The sequence below is a fragment of the Novosphingobium sp. genome (assembly GCF_020852455.1).
GTDB lineage: Bacteria > Pseudomonadota > Alphaproteobacteria > Sphingomonadales > Sphingomonadaceae > Novosphingobium.
Genome location: NZ_JADZAT010000002.1, coordinates 21,100 through 42,361, shown reverse-complemented (window position 1 = coordinate 42,361; position 21,262 = coordinate 21,100). Strand labels below are relative to the sequence as shown.

The 21,262-nt window shown below is 67.2% G+C and carries 15 protein-coding genes and 1 tRNA gene; 6 read left to right on the top strand and 10 right to left on the bottom strand.

The features are described from left to right. On the bottom strand, nt 1–294 hold a 294-nt coding region (locus tag IT549_RS00985; RefSeq protein WP_292969319.1), incomplete at its 3' end, for a conjugal transfer protein TraD. A gap of 172 nt (nt 295–466) precedes the next feature. Between IT549_RS00985 and traA the strand changes: the two genes are divergently transcribed. Both traA and IT549_RS00975 read left to right on the top strand, forming a co-directional pair. Further along, a complete protein-coding gene (gene traA, locus IT549_RS00980) occupies nt 467–3,352 on the top strand; it encodes a Ti-type conjugative transfer relaxase TraA (protein ID WP_292969317.1) in 2,886 nt (961 codons plus the stop codon). Nucleotides 3,353–3,362: 10 nt separating this feature from the next. Then, nucleotides 3,363–4,118 (top strand): DUF6118 family protein, encoded by a 756-nt coding sequence (locus IT549_RS00975; RefSeq protein ID WP_292969316.1) that lies wholly within the window; start codon nt 3,363–3,365, stop codon nt 4,116–4,118. On the opposite strand, the gene IT549_RS00970 is transcribed toward IT549_RS00975, so the two are convergent. Next, nucleotides 4,115–5,326: a site-specific integrase gene (locus tag IT549_RS00970; RefSeq protein ID WP_292969315.1), complete on the bottom strand. Its 1,212-nt coding sequence runs from the start codon at nt 5,324–5,326 to the stop codon at nt 4,115–4,117. The two genes, IT549_RS00975 and IT549_RS00970, sit on opposite strands and share 4 nt — an antisense overlap. Before the next feature lie 196 nt (nt 5,327–5,522). Further along, nucleotides 5,523–5,608, bottom strand: a tRNA-Tyr gene (locus tag IT549_RS00965). Between the two features lie 145 nt (nt 5,609–5,753). Here IT549_RS00965 and rlmB point away from each other — a divergent pair. The 4 genes from rlmB to IT549_RS00945 all read left to right on the top strand — a co-directional run bounded on the left by rlmB (nt 5,754) and on the right by IT549_RS00945 (nt 9,684). Next, nucleotides 5,754–6,554: a 23S rRNA (guanosine(2251)-2'-O)-methyltransferase RlmB gene (rlmB, locus tag IT549_RS00960; protein ID WP_292969314.1), complete on the top strand. Its 801-nt coding sequence runs from the start codon at nt 5,754–5,756 to the stop codon at nt 6,552–6,554. A gap of 16 nt (nt 6,555–6,570) precedes the next feature. Continuing rightward, nucleotides 6,571–7,434, top strand: a complete 864-nt coding sequence (locus tag IT549_RS00955; RefSeq protein WP_292969312.1) for a hypothetical protein — start codon at nt 6,571–6,573, stop codon at nt 7,432–7,434. A gap of 68 nt (nt 7,435–7,502) precedes the next feature. After that, nucleotides 7,503–8,729 carry a bifunctional glutamate N-acetyltransferase/amino-acid acetyltransferase ArgJ gene (gene argJ, locus IT549_RS00950; protein WP_292969311.1) on the top strand — a complete coding sequence of 409 codons (1,227 nt, stop codon included), beginning with the start codon at nt 7,503–7,505 and terminating at the stop codon, nt 8,727–8,729. A gap of 121 nt (nt 8,730–8,850) precedes the next feature. Beyond that, on the top strand, nt 8,851–9,684 hold the full coding sequence (locus IT549_RS00945; protein WP_292969309.1) for an inositol monophosphatase family protein: 834 nt from the start codon (nt 8,851–8,853) through the stop codon (nt 9,682–9,684). A gap of 96 nt (nt 9,685–9,780) precedes the next feature. Here the strand turns inward: IT549_RS00945 and trxA are convergent, their stop codons facing one another. The 7 genes from trxA to IT549_RS00910 all read right to left on the bottom strand — a co-directional run bounded on the left by trxA (nt 9,781) and on the right by IT549_RS00910 (nt 21,172). Continuing rightward, nucleotides 9,781–10,101 (bottom strand): thioredoxin, encoded by a 321-nt coding sequence (trxA, locus tag IT549_RS00940; RefSeq protein WP_292969307.1) that lies wholly within the window; start codon nt 10,099–10,101, stop codon nt 9,781–9,783. Nucleotides 10,102–10,177: 76 nt separating this feature from the next. Then, a complete protein-coding gene (gene addA, locus IT549_RS00935) occupies nt 10,178–13,690 on the bottom strand; it encodes a double-strand break repair helicase AddA (RefSeq protein WP_292969305.1) in 3,513 nt (1,170 codons plus the stop codon). Further along, entirely contained in the window at nt 13,687–16,674 is a 2,988-nt protein-coding gene (gene addB, locus IT549_RS00930; RefSeq protein ID WP_292969304.1) for a double-strand break repair protein AddB, read from the bottom strand. The genes addA and addB overlap by 4 nt, the downstream gene beginning before the upstream one ends. Continuing rightward, nucleotides 16,667–17,398, bottom strand: coding sequence for a nucleotidyltransferase family protein (locus tag IT549_RS00925; RefSeq protein ID WP_292969302.1), 732 nt, complete (start codon nt 17,396–17,398; stop codon nt 16,667–16,669). The genes addB and IT549_RS00925 overlap by 8 nt, the downstream gene beginning before the upstream one ends. Then, nucleotides 17,395–18,378 carry a phosphotransferase gene (locus IT549_RS00920; protein WP_292969300.1) on the bottom strand — a complete coding sequence of 328 codons (984 nt, stop codon included), beginning with the start codon at nt 18,376–18,378 and terminating at the stop codon, nt 17,395–17,397. The genes IT549_RS00925 and IT549_RS00920 overlap by 4 nt, the downstream gene beginning before the upstream one ends. Then, on the bottom strand, nt 18,375–18,818 hold the full coding sequence (gene tsaE / locus IT549_RS00915) for a tRNA (adenosine(37)-N6)-threonylcarbamoyltransferase complex ATPase subunit type 1 TsaE (RefSeq protein ID WP_292969298.1): 444 nt from the start codon (nt 18,816–18,818) through the stop codon (nt 18,375–18,377). Before tsaE ends, IT549_RS00920 begins: the two co-directional genes overlap by 4 nt. Next, the gene (locus tag IT549_RS00910; protein WP_292969296.1) at nt 18,815–21,172 is read right to left on the bottom strand and encodes a PAS domain-containing sensor histidine kinase; all 2,358 of its coding nucleotides are present in this window, start codon (nt 21,170–21,172) and stop codon (nt 18,815–18,817) included. The genes tsaE and IT549_RS00910 overlap by 4 nt, the downstream gene beginning before the upstream one ends. Between the last annotated feature and the right edge of the window lie 90 nt (nt 21,173–21,262).

Genomic DNA, 21,262 nt, shown 5'->3' with positions numbered 1-21,262 from the left:
CGCGCCGCCGTCAAGCGGGAGAGTGCCATCCGGCTGGCCTTGAGTTCCATCGCCACGCTTGCGCGCCTTGCTCTGAAAGAAGGCAGCGCCGCGCTTGCGCCACGCCTCCTTCTTTTGGGCATCGCTGCTTTCCGCAATGACAAGCAGCGCACCGGCCAGCGTCTCGGCGTCGGTCGCATCGGCCCCGGTGGCGATCACCAGTTCGCCAAGCTGTTGCACGCGGCGTTCCTTCAGTTGCCTTGCCTTATCGGCAAGCGCCTTCAGTTCCGAATCAAAGTCACGGGGTTTGCGCATCTTCTGTCTCCATCGAGAGGTGATGCGCTGATGATAATATCTATGTTCTCCCAATGCTGTAGAGTCGTCGAGACGGCCTGATATTGAATAGTCCCGAGCAGGATTTTATCATGGGAGGGCGCGCTTATACGTCGTGCCGACGTGGCGCTCATGGCGTAGATGGATTGCCGTCATGGCGATCTTCCATCTCTCCGTCAAAGTCATTAGCCGGTCGAGCGGGCGCAGCGCCGTGGCCGCCGCAGCCTATCGCGGAGCCGAGCGGCTGCACGACGAACGGCTCGACCGCGACCATGATTTCACCAACAAGGACGGGGTCGTCCATTCCGAAGTGATGCTGCCGGAAGGCGCGCCGGAGGAGTTTGCCGACCGCGAAAAGCTATGGAATGCCGTCGAGGCTGCCGAGAAACGCAAGGATGCGCAGCTCTCCCGCGAGGTCGAATTTGCCATTCCGCGCGAGCTGACCAAGGAACAGGGCATTGAGCTGGCGCGCGACTTTGCCGAGGTCGAGTTCGTAGAAAAGGGCATGATCGCCGATCTCAATGTCCATTGGGATATTGGCGCGGACGGCCAGCCCAAGCCCCACGCCCATGTCATGCTCACCATGCGCGAGGTCGGGAAAGATGGGTTCGGCACGAAGGTGCGCGAGTGGAACAAGGCAAGCCAAGTCGAGCAATGGCGCGAGCGCTGGGCCGAACATGTCAACGAGCGCCTTGCCGAACTCGATATCGATGCGCGGATCGATCACCGCAGCCTGGAGGCGCAGGGCATTGCGCTGGAACCGCAGGACAAGATCGGCCCCGCCGCTTCGCGCATGGGCGTGCGCGGACTTGAGGCCGAACGGATCGAGGAACACCGCGCTGTCGCGCAGCGCAACGGCGAGCGGATCATCGGCAATCCCAAGGTCGCCCTCGACGCGATCACGCACAGCCAAGCCACGTTCACGGGCCGTGACCTAGCGATGTTCGTGCACCGGCACAGCGACGGGAAAGAGCAGTTCGATCTGGCAATGAGCGCGGTGCGCGGCTCGCCTGATATGATTGCGCTGGGCAAGGACGGACGCGGCGAGGACCGGTTCACATCGCGGCAGATGATCGAGACCGAACAGCGGCTTGAGCGAGCAACGGATTTGCTTGCGGAACGACAACGGCATCCGGTTCAAGGCTCAGGCCGGGAAGAAGCGCTGGCGCGCGCGGCGGAACGCGGGCTGGCGCTATCCGGCGAGCAATGCGCAGCGTTCGAGCATGTGACCGATAATCGCGGCCTCAGCGTTGTCGTCGGCTATGCCGGGACCGGCAAAAGCGCGATGCTGGGCGTGGCGCGCGAGGCCTGGGAAAGCGCTGGCTATACCGTTCGCGGTGCCGCCCTGTCCGGCATTGCAGCCGAGGGGCTGGAGCATGGTTCCGGCATCGCTTCGCACACCATCGCCAGCCTTGAGCATCAGTGGGGCCAAGGCCGCGAATTGCTCACGTCGCGCGACGTGCTGGTGATCGATGAAGCAGGCATGGTCGGCACGCGCCAGATGGAGCGCGTGCTGTCCCATGCCGCCGATGCGGGCGCGAAAGTGGTGCTGGTTGGCGACCCGCAGCAGCTCCAGGCCATCGAAGCGGGAGCCGCCTTCCGCGTGATCCACGAACGGCACGGCGGCGTCGAAATCAGCGAGGTGCGCCGCCAGCATGACGGCTGGCAGCAGGACGCCACGCGGCACCTTGCCACCGGACGCACCGGACTTGCCATTCAGGCCTATGGCGAGCGCGATATGGTGCATGCCGCCGAAACGAGGGAAGCGGCACGCGGCGAGCTGATCGAGCGCTGGGACCGTGACCGGCAGGCCAGCCCCGGCGATACACGGATCATTCTCACCCACACCAATGACGAAGTGCGCGGGCTCAATGAGGCGGCGCGCGGACGACTGCGCGCAAGTGGCGACCTGGGCAACGACATGACCATCCGCGCCGAGCGCGGCGAGCGTCAGTTCGCCAGCGGCGACCGTATCATGTTCCTGCGCAACGAGCGGAGTATTGGCGTCAAGAACGGCACGCTGGGCACCGTCGAGCAGGTGACACCGCAACGCATAGCCGTGCGCACCGATGATGGCCGCAGTGTCGCTTTCGACACCAAGGATTATGCGCACCTCGATCACGGCTATGCCGCCACGATCCACAAGGCGCAGGGCATGACAGTCGACCGCGCCCATGTGCTGGCCACGCCGGGTATGGACAGCCACGGAGCTTACGTTGGCATGTCGCGCCACCGCGACGGCTTGGCATTGCACTATGGCCGTGACGACTTCGCCGATCAGTCAAAGCTTGTCCGCACGCTCAGCCGCGAGCGCGGCAAGGACATGGCGAGCGACTACAAGCCCGAGCAGCAGTTTGCCGAACGGCGCGGCATCACCTTCCGCGAACGCATTGTCGAGATTGCCCGGCAACTGCCGGAACGGGCGAAGTCGATCTTCGCCGGATTCCGTCCGCAAGCGCAGAAGCTCGAAGTCTTGCCGACCGAACAGACCGGGCTGTCTGACCCGCGCCGAGCAATCGAACGCTATGCCCGTGCCGCCGCCGACATTGGCCAGATGCGCGAGCAGAATTTACCCATCCTGCCACACCAGCGCGACGCGCTGGAGAAAGCCGGGAAGGCTCTCGACACAATCCGGCCCCATGCCGCCGCCGATCTTGTCAGCGCAATGCAGCGCCAGCCGGAGTTGGCGCGCGAGGCCGCCGATGGCCGCACTCAGGGCGCAATGCGCGCCATGCAGCTTGAAGCCGAAATCCGCGTCGATCCGGCGCAGCGCGCCGACCGGTTCGTCAATGACTGGCAGCGGCTGGGGCGGCTTCGGGAAACGATGCAGCAGCGCGGCGACACGAACGGAGCGCGCCAGGTCTCCAGCCGTATGGTCGATATGACGAAGGGCCTGGAGCGGGACGCGCAAGTCGAATCCCTGGTGCGCGGACGTGCGCACGAACTTGGCGTCAAACCAGAACTCGGTCGCGATCTGGCCCGCGACCTTGCCGCTTCCGTGACCATGGAGCGGAGCCGGTCAATCGGCATGGGCCTGTAGGAGAAACGAAATGGAAAATGCGCAAGCCGATGACGTCGAACTGGAACTGGACCTTGAGCCGGAACCCGATCCTCCCGCCCCGGAGGCCGCAAGCGATCCCGCCGCCGAAGCGTTCGCCCGCCTTGAAGGCGAACTGGCCCTGATGCGCCGCGCCGTGCAGCACCTTGCCGCCGAGCGCGCGGACATTGTGATACCCGACTACGGCACGACACTGACAGACATGGCCAAGCGATTGGGTGCAATCTCACGCGGCATCAACACCATCGCCGACCACCCTGCTATGCAGTTGACGCCCGATAGCCTTGGGGCGCGCATTGAAGCCGTGGCGGAATCGGCGCGGCGATCGGATCACGACAGAATCAAACAGGCACGGGCGGACATGGACCATGCGACGCGGGACTTGCGCTCTCTCACCGCACAGGCGCGAACAGCAGGCGAGCAGCGTCAGCAGCTCTTCCAGGTGGCAGGTGGCTGTGTGCTCGCCGGGATATTCCTCTGGTCATTCCTTCCCGGCACCATCGCCCGCGCCATGCCAGATAGCTGGAACTGGCCGGAGCGCATCGCTACCCGGATGGTTGGCGCATCTTCGATATGGGACGCGGGAGCACGGTTGATGCAGGCTGGTGATCCACAGGCATGGAACGCGCTGCTTCATGCCGCCGACATCCAGCGCGATAACCGGGATGCTATTGAGGCTTGCAGGAAGTCCGCCGCAACTTCGCGACAGCCCGTCCGCTGCGCGGTCAGGATTCGGGCGGAGCGCTAACCGGAAGAAGCACAAGACCCGTCCGAACCAACCTTGCCTGAGCAATAGCGACTCCAAGCCTCCATCAGCTTTACCCGTGCGCCCGGCTGACCCGGTGCGCCAAGATAGGTCGTGCGGCGATACGCTGCCTGCACCGCGTCGGGCGTCTTATGTGCCAGTGCTGCCTCCACCACGGCGTCGGCAAAGCCCTCATTCGCGGCCCAGTCAGTGAAGGCGGATCGGAACCCGTGAACGTGGAACGGCTCGCTCATGTCACGCAGCACCTTGAGTAACGTCATATCGGACATCGCGTTGCCCGCCACACCGGGGAAAACAACGTCGGTTCCTTCCAGTCGCAGGGCGTCGGCCTTCGCCAACACCGCCAAAGCCGCGTCAGAGAGTGGAACCATGTGTGACTTGGCACGCTTCATATGATCGGCGGGAATCGTCCACAAACGGCCATCGAGGTCAAACTCGGGCCATGTCGCCAGACGGACTTCCTGCGACCGCGTGCCGGTGAGGATGAGTAGTTCCAACGCCAGCCGCCCATAGGACGGTTTGCGCCGTAATGCGGTCATAAACTGCGGAACAGCGACATAGGGCATGGCTTTGCGGTTTTGCCGCTGCTTGACCTGACGCGGCAGCCCGCGCCCGGCTTTCAGACTGCTATTGCTCGATGGCGCTTCGGTCGAGCGCCATCCCTTGGCGTGTGCATAGTCCAGCACTGCGCAAATCCGATTCCGTACTTGGCGAGCTGTTTCCGGAATCTCCTGCCAGATTGGCGTTAGAACCGAGATGATGTCGGCAGCCGTAATGCCGCCAGTCGGAATGTCGCCCAGCTTCGGGAATGCGTAATTTTCCAGACTGGCGAGCCACTGGCGGGCATAGACGGCGCTTTTCCATCCAGCCTCGTTCTCGGTGTGATATTGACGGGCTGCCCCGCGGAAAGTCACCTTTGCGGCGGCCTCATCTTTGCGTTCAGCCAGCACGTCGCGCTTTTCCACCTTTATGGCTTTGCGCAAGTCCATCGCCTTCTCGCGCGCTTCCGCGAGCGTCAGCAGTTTTGCGCTACCCAGCCCAATGTCGCGTCGCCTGCCATCTTGCTGAAGCCGCACAAGCCACGAAGCAGCGCCGCTTTTCCCGACCTTCAGGAATAGTCCATCGCCATCCTGATAGGTGCCCGGATTCGCCAAGGCTGCCTTGACTGCCACCGCCGAGAGTTTGCCCATTATCGTTCCCCACACTTTCGCAGGCCACTTTAGAGCATTGAAGTGTGGGGAAGAGCGATTCCTTCCCCACACCTTCCCCACATTCGCTGCCGGGTGCAGGCAGACGGCAGCGGACAAGGGTAGCCCTTTTCAGGGACAATACCCTTGGTTTCATAGGATTTCTAGGGATTTTCGGGAGCCGCATGAGAAAGGGCGGTGGTGGACAGGGCTAGATTCGAACTAGCGTACGCTTGCGCGGGCAGATTTACAGTCTGCTGCCTTTAACCACTCGGCCACCTGTCCACACCAGCTTACCGGTATCGGGTTGCCCCGTTTGCGTGCCCCCGAAAGGGGCCCTCCGGCCGAGGAAGCGCGCCAATGCCGAAGTGTTGCTTGCCTGTCAATGGGGTGACTGGCAGGGAAGCGCGATGAATCAGGATATCTTGCAATGAGCCGCCGCCAGGAAGACAAGCCATCGCGCGCGCTGCGCGGCCGTGCCGGCCGGATGAAGGGCGGGCGCGGATCAGGCCGGGCCAGCACCGGCGCGGTACGGCTGTGGGGCCGCCACGCGGTCGAAGCCGCGCTGATGAACCCCGATCGCAGGCACCGCAAATTGTGGGCGACCCGCGAAGGGGTGGAATCGCTGAGCGGTGACCTGCCGGCCGATTTCCCGGTCGAATGGGCCTCGCCCGCCGATCTTGCCCGGCTGGTGGCGCGCGATGCGCCGCACCAGGGGCTGGTGCTCGATTGCGATGCACTGGAGGACATGTTCCTCGAACAGGTGCTGACCGGCGATCCCGCGCGCCCGCTGCTGGTGCTCGATCAGGTGACCGATCCGCACAATGTGGGCGCGATCATGCGTTCGGCCGCGGCCTTTGGCGCCTGCGCGATCGTCACCCAGGATCGCCACGCCCCGCCCGAATCGGGCACCCTGGCCAAGAGCGCATCGGGCGCGCTGGAAGTGGTGCCGTGGGTGCGTGTGGTCAACCTGTCGCGCGCGCTCGATGAAATTGCCGAGGCCGGATACTGGCGGATCGGGCTGGATGGCGAAGGCAAATCGACCCTTGCAGAAGCCCTGCCCGCCGGCCCGGTCGCGCTGGTGCTGGGTGCCGAAGGTGACGGCATGCGCCACAATATCGTGCAGCACTGCGATGCGCTTGCTCGACTGCCGATTTCCAGCGCGATAGAAAGCCTCAATGTTTCCAACGCCGCGGCGATTGCGCTTTATGCGATCGCCACCCGCACCTGACAGGGGAAGGACCCGCATGACTGCCAAGTTCACTCCGCGCCGCCTGGCCGCTGCCGCCATGGCCACGCTGCTTTCGCTGGCGCTGGCCGCCTGCTTTGTGATGCCGGGCAAGTTCCTGGCCACGCTGGATCTGCGCAAGGACGGCACCTTCACCTATACCTACAAGGGTGAGATCCTGGTGATCGGGCTGACCAAGATGGCCGAGATGATCATGGCCGCCGACAAGGCCAAGCCGTTTGAGCAGATGCCGTGTTACAAGGACGACGGGGATACCGAACGCGACTGCACCAAGGACGAGATTGCCCAGCAGAAGAAAGACTGGGAGGCCGATCAGCAGGCCAAGGTCGAAAAGGCCGCGCGCGATCGCGAGACTTTCAAGAAAGCCTTTGGCGGGGTCGATCCGAACGATCCCAAGGCGGCCGAGGAACTGGCCCAGCGCCTGCGCGGGCAAAACGGCTGGAAAAGCGTGATCTACAAGGGCAACGGCACTTACGAAGTCGATGTCGCGATCAGCGGCCGGCTTGATTACGACATGGCCTTCCCCTCGATCGAGAAGATGCCCGGGGTGGTCCCCTTCCTGGTCGCCAACCGCCGCGCCAATGGCGAAGTGCGGATCGATTCGCCGCTGATGCAGGCCGCCGCGCTCAGCATGCCGATGGGCAATGCCGCGCAAACGATCATGCAATCGAAGATGCCCGCTGCCGACCTGCCCGATTTCCCGATGGCCAATGGTCACTTCACGCTGACCACCGATGCCGTGATCCTGGCCAACAACACCGAACACGGGCCCAAGGTGATCGCCACCGGCAAGCAGCTGGACTGGGACGTGTCGGGCCACAACCCGATCCCGCCCTATGCGCTGATCGGGCTGGGGAAGTAGGCCAAGCCTCGCCCACCGCATTTCTGGCCCTTGCCCCCTCGCGCCTTGAATCCTAAGGCGCGAGGGTCATGTCACACCCGGTCTCCCCGCTCGCCCGTCCCTTCCCCGCCATGCCCGCGATCGGCGGGGTTACGCCGCGCGTGGCGCGGGCCGGGTACAAGGACTGGGGCCGCTGCGATCTGACCTATGTCGAGCTGGACGAAGGCACGGCGGTGGCGGGGGTCTTCACCCGCAACGTCTGCTGTTCCAGCGAGGTCGAACTGGGCCGCGCCAACGTAGCGCAGGGCCGCGCGCGGGCGCTGGTGGTCAACGCCGGCAATTCCAATGCCTTCACCGGCTATCGCGGGCGTGAGGCGGTTGAGGCGATCATGGCGCAGGTCGCCGCCCATCTGGGCTGCCCGCAGGAACAGGTCTTCGTTTCCTCAACCGGGGTGATCGGCGTGCCGCTGCCCAGGGACAAGGCCGAAGCCGGGATCAAGGCCGTCCTGCTGGAGGAACCATGCGGCTGGGAAGCAGCCGCGAACACCATCGGCACCACCGATACTTTCGCCAAGGGCGCGATGGCCACGGCGGTGGTCGGCGGCAAGACCGTGACTTTGGCCGCGATCATCAAGGGCAGCGGGATGATCGCCCCCGACATGGCGACCATGCTGGGCTACATTTTCACCGATTGCGCGATTGCCCCTGGCTTCCTGCAGGAACTGCTGAGCGCAGCCAACCAGCGCACCTTCAGCTGCATCACGGTGGACAGCGACACCTCGACCAGCGACACCGTGCTGGCCTTCGCCACCGGCGCGGCCGGGAACCAGCAGCTCAACTGCACCGGCTGCCCGGGCGCCGATGCCTTTGCCGCCGCGCTGGAGGATGTCTGCCGCCAGCTGGCCCACCTGGTGGTGCGCGATGGCGAAGGCGCGCAGAAATTCATCGCCGTAACCGTCTCGGGCGCGGTCAGCGATGAAAGCGCACGCAAGGTCGGACTCGCGATCGCCAACTCGCCGCTGGTCAAGACCGCGATCGCCGGCGAGGACGCCAACTGGGGCCGCGTGGTCATGGCAGTGGGCAAGGCCGGTGAGCCGGCTGACCGCGACAGGTTGTCGATCGGCTTCGGCGGGACCTGGTGCGCGCGCGAAGGCCTGCCGCTGGCCGACTATGACGAGGCTCCGGTCGCCGCTCATCTCAAGGGGCAGGATATCTCGATCGAGGTCGATCTGGGCCTGGGCCAGGGCCGCGCCACGGTGTGGACCTGCGACCTGACCCACGGCTACATCTCGATCAACGCGGACTATCGCTCATGACAGGTCAACGTCATGCTCCCCCCTCCCGCTTGCGGGAGGGGTTGGGGGTGGGCCACTTGGCGACCTTGCGCAACAATCCGACTCACCCACCCCTAACCCCTCCCGCAAGCGGGAGGGGGACTTGAACCACGCGCTGCACAAGGCGGTCGAGGCCGTGCTGCGCGATGCCGCAGCGCGGGCGGTGATGCCGCATTACCAGCGCCTTGAAAGCCACCAGATCGATGCCAAGGCGGCGGACGATGTGGTCACCGTGGCCGACAAGGAGGCCGAGCTGATCCTGGCCGAAGGGCTGGCGCAGCTGCTGCCCGAAGCGACCATCGTTGGCGAGGAAGCTGCCCACGCCGATCCCGCGCTGCTGGACCGGTTGGGCGATGCGCTGTGCTGGATCATCGACCCGATCGACGGGACCAACAATTTCGCTGCGGGCAGGCCGCCGTTCGGGCTGATGGTCGCACTGGCCGAGGCGGGCGAAACGATTGCCGGGTGGATCTATGATCCGCTGCGTGACCGGCTGGTCCATGCCGAGCGCGGTCAGGGCGCGTGGATCGACGGCGAACGCATCACGGCCCGCACCACGGGCGAGGATCCCCCGGTCGCCGCAATCAGTCTGGTGTTCATGGACCAGGCCAAGCGCGCGGCGATGAAGGATCACATCGCCCCCTACTATTCACTGGTCGATATCCCGCGCTGCGCCGCCGAACAGTATCCGCGGCTGGTGCTGGGGGTGAACGACCTGTCGATCTTCGAACGCACTCTGGCCTGGGACCACGCCCCCGGTGTGCTGTTCGTAAACGAGGCCGGCGGCAAGGTCGCGCGGCCCGACGGGCGGCCCTACCGGGTGGACGAGGCGCATATGCCGGGACTGATCGGCGCGGCCAGCGAAGCGCTGTGGGATGGATTGGCGGAGCGGTTGGCACAATTGCCCGACCAGGGAAACACGTCACCCCGGGCCTGACCCCGGGGTCCCGCTGGTTCCTGAGCCGCAGCGCGACACCGAAGGAAAGCGAGACCCCGGATCAAGTCCGGGGTGACGGAAATAGAAATAGGTGGCTTAGAGAACCGATTCCAGCCAGCTCTTCAGCTGGCTCTTCGGCGCGGCGCCCAGCTTTTGCGCCACGGGTTCGCCGTTCTTGAACAGCACCATCAGCGGGATCGACTGGACCCCGTACTTTGACGAGACGTCGGTGCTTTCCATGATATCGACCTTGGCGATGGTCACGGAATCGGCCAGTTCCTCGCTGATTTCTTCCAGCGCCGGGGCAATCATCTTGCACGGGCCGCACCAGTCGGCCCAGAAATCGACCAGCACGGGCTTGTCGGAATTGAGCACATCGGCGGTGAAGCTGGCATCGGTTACGGCTTTGGTGGCCATCGGGAATCTCCTGAGAATGTCTTGCCGCCAATTTAGGCGCAGCCGCAGCGAAGGCAACGCCTCGTTGTGGATAGCTTTACTGCGCCAGCGCCAAAGCCTGCTTGTGCGCCAGCAGCAGCGCGGGCGGAATTTCCAGCAGCATCGGCACTTCGGTATAGAGCAGCGCGGCCTCGACCGGGCGGCCGGGATAGGTCGCTTCCAGCGCGGCGGCATAGGCGGCCATCTGCCGCAAGATCGCCACCGGCACTTCATCAAGGCTGGCGGGCGGGCGCCGCGCGGTCTTGAAATCGACCAGCCGGATCCGCTCGGGCTGCACCAGCAGGCGGTCGATCGTGCCGGCCACCACCTGCCCGCCAACCGTGGCCGCGATCGGCACTTCGGCGAGCGCACCAGGCGCGAACAGTTCGGCCCAGTGCTTGTGCTCCAGCACCCGGATCGCGGCCTCGGCCAGTTCGGCGCGGGCCGGTGCGGCCAGATCGGCGGCCGATTTCGCCAACCAGCCCTGCGCCGCGGCCTTGCGATCGGCGACGGGAACATCGGGCAGGCGTTCGAGCAGGCGGTGGAGCAGCACCCCGCGCCGCGCCGCCGCGCCGCCTGAGCCCGGCGGATAGGGCGGATCGACCGCGCGATCCTCGCCCAGCGCCGATGGCGCCAGTGGACGCGGCGGGCGCGGTTCGGACGCTACCGGACGCTCTAGCCAGGGTGGCAGCAGCGCCAGTTGCCCGCCGCGCGCCTCGGCCGGCGGAGCCGCCAGATCCGGCCCCGCGCCATGTTCCAGCCGCCGCCCCCAGATCGGATCGGGCAGCCATTCCTCGTCAAGGAACAGGCCTTGCAGCCGTGCGTACCAGCTGTCCTCCGCCGGGGCCTTTTCGCGCGGACCCAGTGATCCGGCCACAAACAGCGCCTCTTCCGCGCGGGTCATTGCGACATAGAGCAGCCGCCAGTGCTCCTGCCGCTCTTCAATCGCGGCGCGATTTTCAACCTCGAGGATCGGCCCGGCCTTCTCATCCTTGCGCAGCGGCGGCAGCGGGATCAGCCGCGGCGATGCGGGATCGCTGGCCGGATCGATCAGTTTGAGCGGGCTGCCGCGCGAGCTGTCAGGATTGTCGGCGGCATCGGCCAGGACCACGATCGGCGCCTGCAGGCCTTTCGATCCATGAACCGTCATCACCCGCACTTCATTGCCGGCCTTGCCCGCCTCGCGCTTCAGCTCGCCCTCGCCCGCATCGAACCAGCGGATGAAGGTGTGCAGCGCGGCGACCTCGCTGGCGGCAAAGGCACTGGCGGCGTTGAGCAATTCGTCGATCGGGTCGTTCGCCTCGCCCCCCAGCCGCGCGACCAGCCGCTGGCGCGCCTGCCACGGCCCGGTCAGCAGCCAGTGCAGCAGCGCCTGCGGCGGCTCGAAATCGGCCCTGCCCAGCAGATCGCGCAATTGCCCCGTCGCCGCATCGACCACACCGCCGCGCTGACGGCGCAGGTGATCCCACAGCCGCTGCCCCTCGGGCCGGTGGCCATATTCGAGCAGCTGCTCCTGGCTCCAGCCGATCAGCGGCGAAACCAGCAGGCAGGCCAGGTTGAGATCGTCGAGCGGCTGCGCGGCAAAACGCAGCGCGGCCATCAGATCGCGCACCGCCAGCGGCGCGGCCAGCCGCAGCCGGTCCACCCCGGCCACCGGCACCCCGGCGGCATAGAGCCGCGCCACGATCAGCCCGGCCAGTTCCTTGCGCTTGCGCACAAGCACCATCACGTCACCGGGCGTGGCGCGCCGCGCCTGCCCCGCCGGCTGCCCCTTCACCAGCGGGAAGCCATGCTCCATCCAGTCCCTGACCTGCCGCGCGATCCGGTCGGCCAGCTGGCGATCGGCGCGGTCGAGCCAGGTCTCGGCGCCCTCGTCGTCACCGACCGGGGCATTGTCGTTGGCGGCGCTATCGTCCTCGTCGCTGTCCCTGGTCGAGACGACCTGCCACAGCACCACCTGGCCGGGTCGCTCCTCGCCTTCGTGGGTGACCACTTCGCCGCTCAGGCCAAAGCTTTCTGCCCCGATCCGGGCAATCGCCATATCGACGAATTCCAGCACCGGGCGCGCGGTGCGGAAACTCGTGCCCAGCCCGCGCTCCTGCAATTCGCGCGACCTGCCGCTGCCGCGCAAGGCCTGCACATTGCCGGCCAGCCCCGCCATCTCGTCGCGCACCCGGCGCTTGGCTGCCTCGAAGTTTTCGGGGCTGGTGCCCTGAAAACGGAAGATCGCCTGCTTGTAGTCACCGACCACGAACAGCGTGCGCAGCTTGTCGCCCGCGGCGCCCTCGCCGGCAAAGAATTCGCCGGTCAACGCCTCGATGATCCGCCACTGCGCCTCGTTGGTGTCCTGCGCTTCATCGACCAGCACGTGATCGAACCGGCGGTCCAGCTTGTAGCGGATCCAGTCGGCCAGTGCCTCGGTCTTGAGCAGGCGCGCGGCGACGCGGATCTGGTCGTCAAAGTCGATCAGCCCGGCGCGCTGCTTGGCATCGTCCCAGGCCAGCGCGAACTTGCGGCCCAGCTCAAGCGCCGGGGTCAGCCACCGGGCCAGCTCGAGCAGGCTGCGCCGTTCGCGCACCCGCAGCAGCGATTGCCGCACCCCCTCGCCCGCCTCGACGAAGAATTCCTCGAACGACAGCAGGTTCTTGTTGGTGCGGTTGCGCAGTTCGCCCTTCTGGGTGAACAGCGCGTCCCACAGCTGGTCAAGGTTCGCCGCGCGGCGCTCCAGCGTGCTGCTCAGCCACTCGCCAATCGCCTGGCGCGGACCTTCGGCGCTGGCCGCGCTCCAGCGGTTGTAGGCCGATTGCAGGCAGCGCAGGCCGTCGACGTCAAACGCGTCGTCGCCGCACAGCGCGGCAAGGTCCGCCTCGCTGGCATCGCTTGGCAGGCCCAGCAGGCGCAGCACATTGGTGTGCATCGGCGCCTGCCAGCCGCCCGGCCCGGTGAACGCCTCAAGCGCCCCGGCGCAGCGCAGCAGCCAGGTTTCGACCGCATCGGGGCCAAGCCGCACCGATAGCGCTTCCAGCGCGCCCAGCGTCGCTGCGTCGTTGTGTGCCTCGGCCTCGACCAGCATCGCGGCCAGCACTTCGCGCAGCAGCAGCGCGCGGTCGCGGTCCTCCATCGCCTTGACGCCCGGCACCAGCCCGGCCTCGTGCGGGAAGGCCGCCAGCAGCCACTGGGCAAAGGCGTGGATCGTATCGATCCGCAGCCCGCCGCCCGGGCAATCGAGCACCTGCGCGAACAGCGTCCGGGCGCGGGCCTGCGTTTCCGGCCCGAAATCGGCACCGATGTACTTCAGCTCCGTCGCCAGCGCGGTCGCTTCCAGCCGCACCCAGCGCGCCAGCACGCGGTTGATCCGCGCCGCCATTTCCGCCGCGCCGGCCTTGGTGAAGGTCAGGCAGAGGATTTCGGACGGGCTGACATCGCTTTGCAGCAGCAGCCGCAGCACGCGGGCCGACAGCACCTGGGTCTTGCCGGTCCCCGCCGAGGCCGAGAGCCACACGACTTCGCCCGGATCGACCGCCGGGCGCTGCTCGGGGGTGAGCGGGAACAGCTTGTCGCCGCCGCTCATTCGCCCTGCTCCTGCCGCGCCTGCCACTCGTCGAGCCGCATCAGCTGGTCATAGTCGTTGTAGCCGCCCAGATCGGGGTTGAGCCGCGCGACGAAGGGCACATCGCCCTTGATGTAGTCAAGGATCGCCTGGCGCAGGTACTCCTCGGTCCTGGACAGGAATTCCTCGCGCGGGATCCCGCTCTTCTTCTTGCCTTCCTTCACTGGTTCGGAAATCTCGCCAAACTGCTCGCGGTCGGCCTTGCTCTTGGCCAGCGACCAGTATTCGAACCGGGTTGGCTCGCCGGCGACGCCCTCAAACCCGCCCTCAGCCGCGATCAGGCCGATCGTGCCAAGCTGCAAGGCAAAGCCGTTCTCGACCATCTTGCCCGATGGCGGCGCGCCGGTCTTGTAATCGACCACCGCCAGACTGCCATCGCCCAGCCGGTCAATCCGGTCGGCGCGGCCGTGGACCTTGACGCCAAGATAGTCCATTTCGCCCTTGATCTCGGTCTTGAGCACTTCGCGGCCCTCGCCGCGCTGCTCGGCGATCTGCGTGTCGATCCATTCGAGCGCACGTTGCAGGCGCGGCCACCACAGGCTGCGGACCAGCGGATGCGCGCGCATTTCGGCCAGTTCTTCCGCCGCGAGCGCCAGCAGTTCGCCCGCCCGCCCCCCGGCCCGGTGCCAGCGGTCGAGCACCTTGTGCACCACCTCCCCCTTCCAGGCCGCAGTCGGATCGGCATCGAGCGCGTCAAGGCTGCGCAGCCGCAGGACCGCGCTGGCATAGAACTGGAACGGATCGCCGCGCAGCCGGTCAAGCGCGGTCACCGCCAGCGCAACGTCGCGCTGCGCTGGCGAAGGACGCGGCGCGGGGCGCGGATAGGGCGGCGCGGCACTGGCGCGGTCGATCTCGCGCGCCAGCGACACTGCGTTCTTCTCGCGGTGGCCATCGGCCAGTTCGCCCAGCATCGCCTCTACCCGCAGCACAAAGCGGCTGGGGATCACCGGCCCGCCTTCATCACGCAGCGCCCAGCTCAGCACCACTTCGGGCGCGCCCAGCGCCCCGGCCAGATCGTGCGCGGCAAGGCCAATCCGGAACTCACCCCCCGGCACCCCCAGCGCGCGCAGCACCGCGGGGGGCAACAGCGGTTCGGGCGATGGACTGGCGGGCCAGGTCCCTTCGGCCAGCCCGGCGCAGATCACCAGATCGGCCCGGCTCATCCGCGCTTCGAGCAGGCCATAGATCGCCACTCGCGGGTGCTTGCCCCACGGCGGGCGCACCGCGACCCGGTCCATCGCATCGCGCAGCACGCCCGGCAGGTCCTGCGGGGCCAATTGCGTGCCAACATCTCCCGCCGCGCCGCGCAGCTCCTCGATCATGGCGGCGAGCGCGCGGCCATCGGCATCCCGCCACAGGTCTGCGCCGCACAGTGCCTCCCCCGCCGCGACCAGCCGGTCGAGTGCTAGGGCCAGGCCGAGCTGCTCATCCCAATCGAGCAGGGGCGCGATCACCGCCTCGCATTCAGCCCACCATTCCGCCGCGCCGGGATCAGCCTTGGCCAGCTTTTCCGCCGCCTTGCGCAGCGGTTCCAGCCCCGGAGCCGGGCGCGGACCACGCAATTGCAGGTCGAACCGCCGGGCATGTTCCAGCCACTCCGCGCGGCCCTCGCCGCTGCGGACCAGCGGGTGGACCAGCAACGCCAGCAGCGGCACCGGCGAAGCGGCGGTCGCCACCAGTTCGGCCAGCAGCAACAGCACCCGGCCCACTGCGGTCTGCGACAGCGGCCGCCCGGCGGTGTCATCCGCCTCGATATTCCAGCGCCGCAAATGCGCGACCACCCGGCCCGCGAGGCCGCGATCCGGGGTGACCAGTGCGACCCGGCGTTCGGGTTGCTCCAGCGCCTCGCGAATCAGGATCGCGACCGCCTGCGCTTCCTCGCCCGGATGCGCCGATTCCATAAGCCGGACGCCCGACAGGCGGCGCTGGGCGGCGGGCAGATCGACCCAGCTGGCGCTGGCCTGCGGCGGCAGGAACAGGTTCGAAATCGCCCGGCTGCGTTCGGGCGGCGCGGCGGCGAGCCCGGCGCGGTGCCAGGGATCAACCTCGTCGCGCCGCACCCCCATGCGGTTCAGCAGCAGCTTCAGGTGGTACTGCGGATGGGTGGCCGCATCGCGGTCCCCAAAGGGCACTTCGCGGTCACTCAAGGGTGCCCCCGCAGTGCCCAGCATGTCCCACACATCATCGCCCAGCGACAGATCGAGGTCGGGCAGGATCACCGCACCGTTTGGCAGGCCTGCGACCACGCGCAGCAAGCGGGCGAGCGCCGGTGAAGCGCTGGTCACCCCGGCCGCAACGATCGGCTGAGCCGGCGGCTCTTCGTGCCAGCGGCGCGCGGCGCGTTCGAACAGCAGGTTGCGCCGCACCGGCGGATCGACTTCGCCGCGCGACGCCAGCTCGGCCTGCCAGTGCGCCAGCACCGTGGCAAACGTGCGGGTCGAATCGATCCAGTGCTGCGCCTGCGCGCCAACGATCCCGGCGATACGTTCCTCGACCAGATCGGCGAATTCGATCCCCTCAACCGCCAGCCGGTCGATCGTCCGTCCGGTCTCGAAGGCAAGGCGCAGCAGGCCGGGCGCCTTGGGGGCCTGATCGCCCATCGCCGCGCGCAGCAGTTCGGCCAGCCGCAGCCAGCGCCGCGCCGGGTCGGCGGCGGGCGGCACATCGCTGCCCGCGCCCAGCGGATCGAGCAGCGGACCCAGGGTCTCGTCCAGATCAAGATCGCCGACCATCGCCATGCGCGGCAGCAGCATCCCGCCGCCTGAGAGGCGCACGAAAGCCTCGGTCACGATCCGTTCGGCGCGGCGGCTGGGCAGCAGGAGGGTTAGCCGCGCGAGGCCCAGCTCAGGCTCGGCATAGCGCGGGATCAGCCCCGCAACCAGCGCATCGGCAAACCCGCGATGCGCGGCGATCGAATAGACGTGGGGGGCGCGGCGCTCAGCCACCGGCGAGCCGGGCTTCCGCCGGCGCGATCGATTGCGGTGTGCCCATGTCAAACCACTCGCCGGCGTGAACCACACCGTAGAGCCGCCTTTCGGTGATCGCCCGATCCCACAGCACGTTGGTCGAAAACGGCCCGTCGGGCGCATCGCGCAGCAAGCGGTGCGAAACGACCTGTGCGCCGATGAAGATGAAGGGCGCGCTGTCCTCGTCAGGCCCGCGCCGGCGCAGGCGGCCATCCGCCTCGACGTGAAAATCGCCCCTGCCGCGATGCTCGAAGGCGCGCTCGCGCGGGACGACCAGCAGCAGCGCATCCATCCGTTCCGCGTCCCAGGCTTCGGAAAGATCGAACAGCGTGTTGCGCGGACCATCGATCCAGACGTTGTCACTGTTCACGCAGTAGAACGGGTCAGGCAGCAGCCCGGCACGCCAGGCCTTGACCATCCCGCCGCCGGTTTCGAGCAGCAAATCGCGCTCGTCGGAGATCACCGAATGTGGCTGTGCCCGCCCGGCGAGGTGTGCTTCGATCTGTTCGGGCAGATAGTGGACATTGACCACCGCCCGGGCGATCCCCGCGTCCTCTAGGTGATCGAGCATCAGATCAAGCAATGTGCGCCCGGCCACCTCGATCAGCGGCTTGGGCTTGTTCGCCGTCAGCGGCAGCATGCGCTTGCCCAGCCCGGCGGCCATGACCATCGCGGTATCCGAAACCAGCCTGCCCCGGCTCATACCGGCCAGCTGCCCCCGCCCGCCGCGCGCAGCTCGGCGGACACATTGGCATCGAACCACTTTGCCACCGGGGCCAGCGCCGGGTGGGTCAGGTCGCGTTCCAGCAGCGCCCAGACGCGCGGGATCATGCCCAGATAGCGCGGCTTGCCATCGCGCTTCCACAGCCGCACGAAAATGCCCACGATCTTGGCGTTGCGCTGGGCGCCCAGCACCGCGTAATCGGCCAGAAACTGATCGCCCGCGCCGGTCTGCTCGACGTAATAGTCGAACATCTCGGTCTCCAGTTCGGGCGAAACGTCGCGCCGGGCATCCTGCAGCAGCGAAACCAGATCATAGGCCGGATGGCCGTTGAGCGCGTCCTGGAAATCGAGCAGCCCCTGCTCCTCGGTCGAACCCAGCAGCATGATGTTTTCCGCATGATAATCGCGCAGCACGCAGACGCCGGGGCGCTGGCGCGGCAGGATCGGGGCCAGCACCTGTTCCCAGGCGGTGATATAGCCGGCGGTATCGGGATAGAGGTTCTGCGCCGGGCAATACCATTCGGTCAGCAGCTTCGCCTCGCGGACATATTCGCTCATCGAATAGTCCAGGAACGGCCCGGGCGGCAGGCGGTGCAGTTCGGTCAGTACGTCGATCGCCGCGCGATAGATCACGCGTTCGTCATCGGGCCACTCTTCGACATATTCGCGCATCCGCACGTCGCCGAAATCTTCCAGCAGCACCAGCCCGCGCGCGGCCTCCTCCGCCAGAATCCGCGGCGCGCGCAGGCCGTTGGCATCGAGCCAGGTGGCCGAGCGCAGGAACGGCGTAGGATCTTCGTTGGGCGGCGGGGCGTCCATCAGCATGGCGCTTTTCTCACCCTTGCGGACGCGGAAATAGCGGCGGAACGAGGCATCGCCGGGCAACGGTTCAACGTCTGCGCCGCTCCATCCGGCATTGGCAAGAAAGGCATCAAGGCCGGCGGGAAGTGCATCGCTCATGGCAGGCGCCCTAGCCAATCAGGTCCCGGTTCGACAATGGCAATCCGCGCGCTGTCCGCACTTTCCAGCCGGATCGCCAGACAGCCGGGCTCGTGCCCGAAACCGCCGGCCTGTTCAGGCCATTCGGCCAGCAGAACGGCCCCTTCGCGATAGTGATCAAGCCCCAGCTCCTCGGCCTCGGCCGGATCGTTGAGCCGATAGAAATCGGCATGGACCAGCGGCAGCCGCACCTGCGGCGGATCATAGGTTTCGATGATCGCGAAAGTGGGCGAAGGCACCTCGCCGCTATGCCCCAGCGCGGCAATGATCGCGCGGGCCAGCGTAGTCTTGCCCGCTCCCAGCCCGCCCGACAGTGCCACCACATCGCCAGGCCGCAGCTGCGCGGCGATCCGCGCGCCGAATGCTTCGGTTGCAGTGAGGTCGGGCAGTTCGACGATCACGGCAGCTCGACAATCGCCGCGGTTCCCTGCCCCGGTTCGGACATCAGTTGCAGGGTGCCGCCGTGCGCCTCGATCAGTTGCCGGGCAAGTGGCAGGCCCAGGCCCTGGCGGCGCTCAACCCCCTTGCCGTCAGCCGCCATCTTGATCCCTTCCATGGCCCGGGCCAGCGTGGCCGCGTCCATCCCCGCGCCGTTGTCGGAAATCACCACCTGCGCCTTGCCCTTGCGCCCGGTCGCCTCGATCAGCACCCGCCCGCCGGAAGGCGTGGCCGCAATCGCGTTGTCGATCAGGTGGCCGATGGCCCGGCCCAGCCGCCGCCGGTCGCCAACGATCCGCCCCGCGCTCTTGTCGCCGCGCAGGTCAAGCGTCAGCCCGGCTTCCTTGATCCGGCCCGCGCGATCGGCGACCAGCGCCTTGACCAGATCCAGCACATCCAGCTCGTCCTGGACTAGCGGCAGCATTCCGGCTTCGCTTTGCGAAAGGTCGAGAACGGATTCGATCTGCTCACCAAGTCGTTCAACTGACTGGAGAATTGCCGAGACATAGTCCTTGCCCGAATCCGACAGCTCGCCGCCCAGCCCGGCCTGCAGCAGTTCGGCAAAACCGCCGATCGAGGTCAGCGGCGTGCGGAATTCATAGCTCATGTTGGCCAGGAAGCGGGTCTTCATCGCATCGGCTTCTTCCAGCGCGGCGTTACGCTGTTTCAGCGCTTCGGCGGCCTTCTGGGTATCGGTAATGTCCAGCACGGTCAGCAGGCCATTGCCATCGGGCAGCGGCACCCCGGCAAATTCCAGCGTGCGCCCGTCGGTCAGCACCGCGCGGCCCCGGGTCTGGCGGCGATCGAGCGTCGCGGCGCGGACCACATCGCCGACCTGCTTGGCCTTGATCGGCCGCTCAAGCTTGCGGGTGATCTTTTCCAGCAGCAGCTCGATCTTGGGGTGGGTATCAAGGAAGTCGTTTTCCAGCCCCCAGTCGGCGGCAAAGCGGCGGTTCCACAGCTGCATCCGCCCGTCGGGAGAGAACACCGCCAGCGATTCGAACAGGCTGTCGAAGGTCGCGGTGCGGGTGCGCAGCAGGGTGTCGCGCGCGGCCGAGAGCTTGAGCTGTTCGGTGCGATCCTCGGCAATCAGCGTCAGCCCGCCATCGGGCAGCGGCTGGGCCACGATCCTGAGGTGCGTGCCATCGGACAGCACCCAGGCTTCTTCCTGGGCCTGGCTGGCCAGGAACCAGGCCGCGCGTTCGCGCCGCCAGGCCGGGAAATCGCGCGCTTCGGGCACCCGCCCGGCATCGCGGGCCAGATCGAGCAGACGCTCGAACGGCGGCAGATCGAGCATGGTCGCCGGCCCCAGCGCAAAGATCCGCTGGAACGGCGGATTGGCAAAGACCAGCTGGTGCCGGGCATCGAACTGGGCCACCCCGGCCGAGAGCTGGCCCAAAGTGGCGCGCTGGGCATCGCTGAAGGCCTTGAGCGTGCGGGCCAGCTCTTCGGCTTCCTCGACGTCCACGGCATAGCCCGCCACCCCGCTGTCGCCCAGCGGCAGGTCCGACACGCGCAGCGCCCGGCGCTGGCCGTCGATAGTTGCGGAAACCAGCCGTTCGATCGGCAATTGCTTGGCCGCGGCCTGCGTGGCGACCTGCCGCGCGGTCAGCCCGTCAACGCTTTCGATCAGCTCCACCGCGTCGGCCACTACCTGGCGCGCGTCCTGCCCGGCGACCGCGCGGACATAGGCCTGGTTGACCAGTTGCAGCGCGCCATCGGGCCCGCGGAACCACATCGGCATCGGTGCGGCCTCGATCAGGCCGACCAGCGCTTCGAAATCGCCGCGCGCCCGCGCCGCTTCATCGCGCAGCTGGACCAGCTCGCTCTCGCTGTCGGAAAAGTCGAACACCCAGACCAGCGCCGCGCCGCCGGGCGAGACCTGCGGATCGGCCAGATGCCCGCGCAGCGCCAGGCTGCGCTTCGATCCGCGCGGGGTGACGACCATCCGGAACGGCGCCGCGGTGCGCTGGGTGCGGCGCACGGCCTCGGTCAGCTCGTCGAGCTGTTCCTTGGTCAGCCCGCCGCCGCCACCATCGATCCGCCCGCCATCCAGTTCGGTCAGGAACTGCGGCACGCTTTCCAGCCCCAGCCAGTTGGCCAACCGCTGCGGCGCCTCGATCTTGCCATCGACCCGAACCAGCAGCGGCAAGGCCGGGCTTTCATCGACCATCCGCCCCAGCCGCTTGGCGTGGCGCAGCCCGGCCTCGGCCTTGCGTTCACGCGTTCGCGCGCTCGCCACCGCCCACAGCGCGGCCATGGTCCAGGCCGCCAGCAGCAGCCCCAGCAGAACCAGCGCGTTGGGGGAAAGGGTCATGGCCGACAGCTATGCGCGGGGCGGCGGAATGGCAAGCACATGACCAAGATCCTTCCCATTTTTGGCGAAGGCCACAAATGGGGAGGTGGC

What these genes read in the sequence shown, in the direction of transcription:
- traA (WP_292969317.1), top strand. Translation starts at nt 467, where the DNA reads ATGGCGATCTTCCATCTCTCCGTCAAAGTCATTAGCCGGTCGAGCGGG.
- IT549_RS00975 (WP_292969316.1), top strand. Translation starts at nt 3,363, where the DNA reads ATGGAAAATGCGCAAGCCGATGACGTCGAACTGGAACTGGACCTTGAG.
- IT549_RS00970 (WP_292969315.1), bottom strand. Translation starts at nt 5,326, where the DNA reads ATGGGCAAACTCTCGGCGGTGGCAGTCAAGGCAGCCTTGGCGAATCCG.
- rlmB (WP_292969314.1), top strand. Translation starts at nt 5,754, where the DNA reads ATGAGCCGCCGCCAGGAAGACAAGCCATCGCGCGCGCTGCGCGGCCGT.
- IT549_RS00955 (WP_292969312.1), top strand. Translation starts at nt 6,571, where the DNA reads ATGACTGCCAAGTTCACTCCGCGCCGCCTGGCCGCTGCCGCCATGGCC.
- argJ (WP_292969311.1), top strand. Translation starts at nt 7,503, where the DNA reads ATGTCACACCCGGTCTCCCCGCTCGCCCGTCCCTTCCCCGCCATGCCC.
- trxA (WP_292969307.1), bottom strand. Translation starts at nt 10,101, where the DNA reads ATGGCCACCAAAGCCGTAACCGATGCCAGCTTCACCGCCGATGTGCTC.
- addA (WP_292969305.1), bottom strand. Translation starts at nt 13,690, where the DNA reads ATGAGCGGCGGCGACAAGCTGTTCCCGCTCACCCCCGAGCAGCGCCCG.
- IT549_RS00925 (WP_292969302.1), bottom strand. Translation starts at nt 17,398, where the DNA reads ATGAGCCGGGGCAGGCTGGTTTCGGATACCGCGATGGTCATGGCCGCC.
- IT549_RS00920 (WP_292969300.1), bottom strand. Translation starts at nt 18,378, where the DNA reads ATGAGCGATGCACTTCCCGCCGGCCTTGATGCCTTTCTTGCCAATGCC.
- IT549_RS00910 (WP_292969296.1), bottom strand. Translation starts at nt 21,172, where the DNA reads ATGACCCTTTCCCCCAACGCGCTGGTTCTGCTGGGGCTGCTGCTGGCG.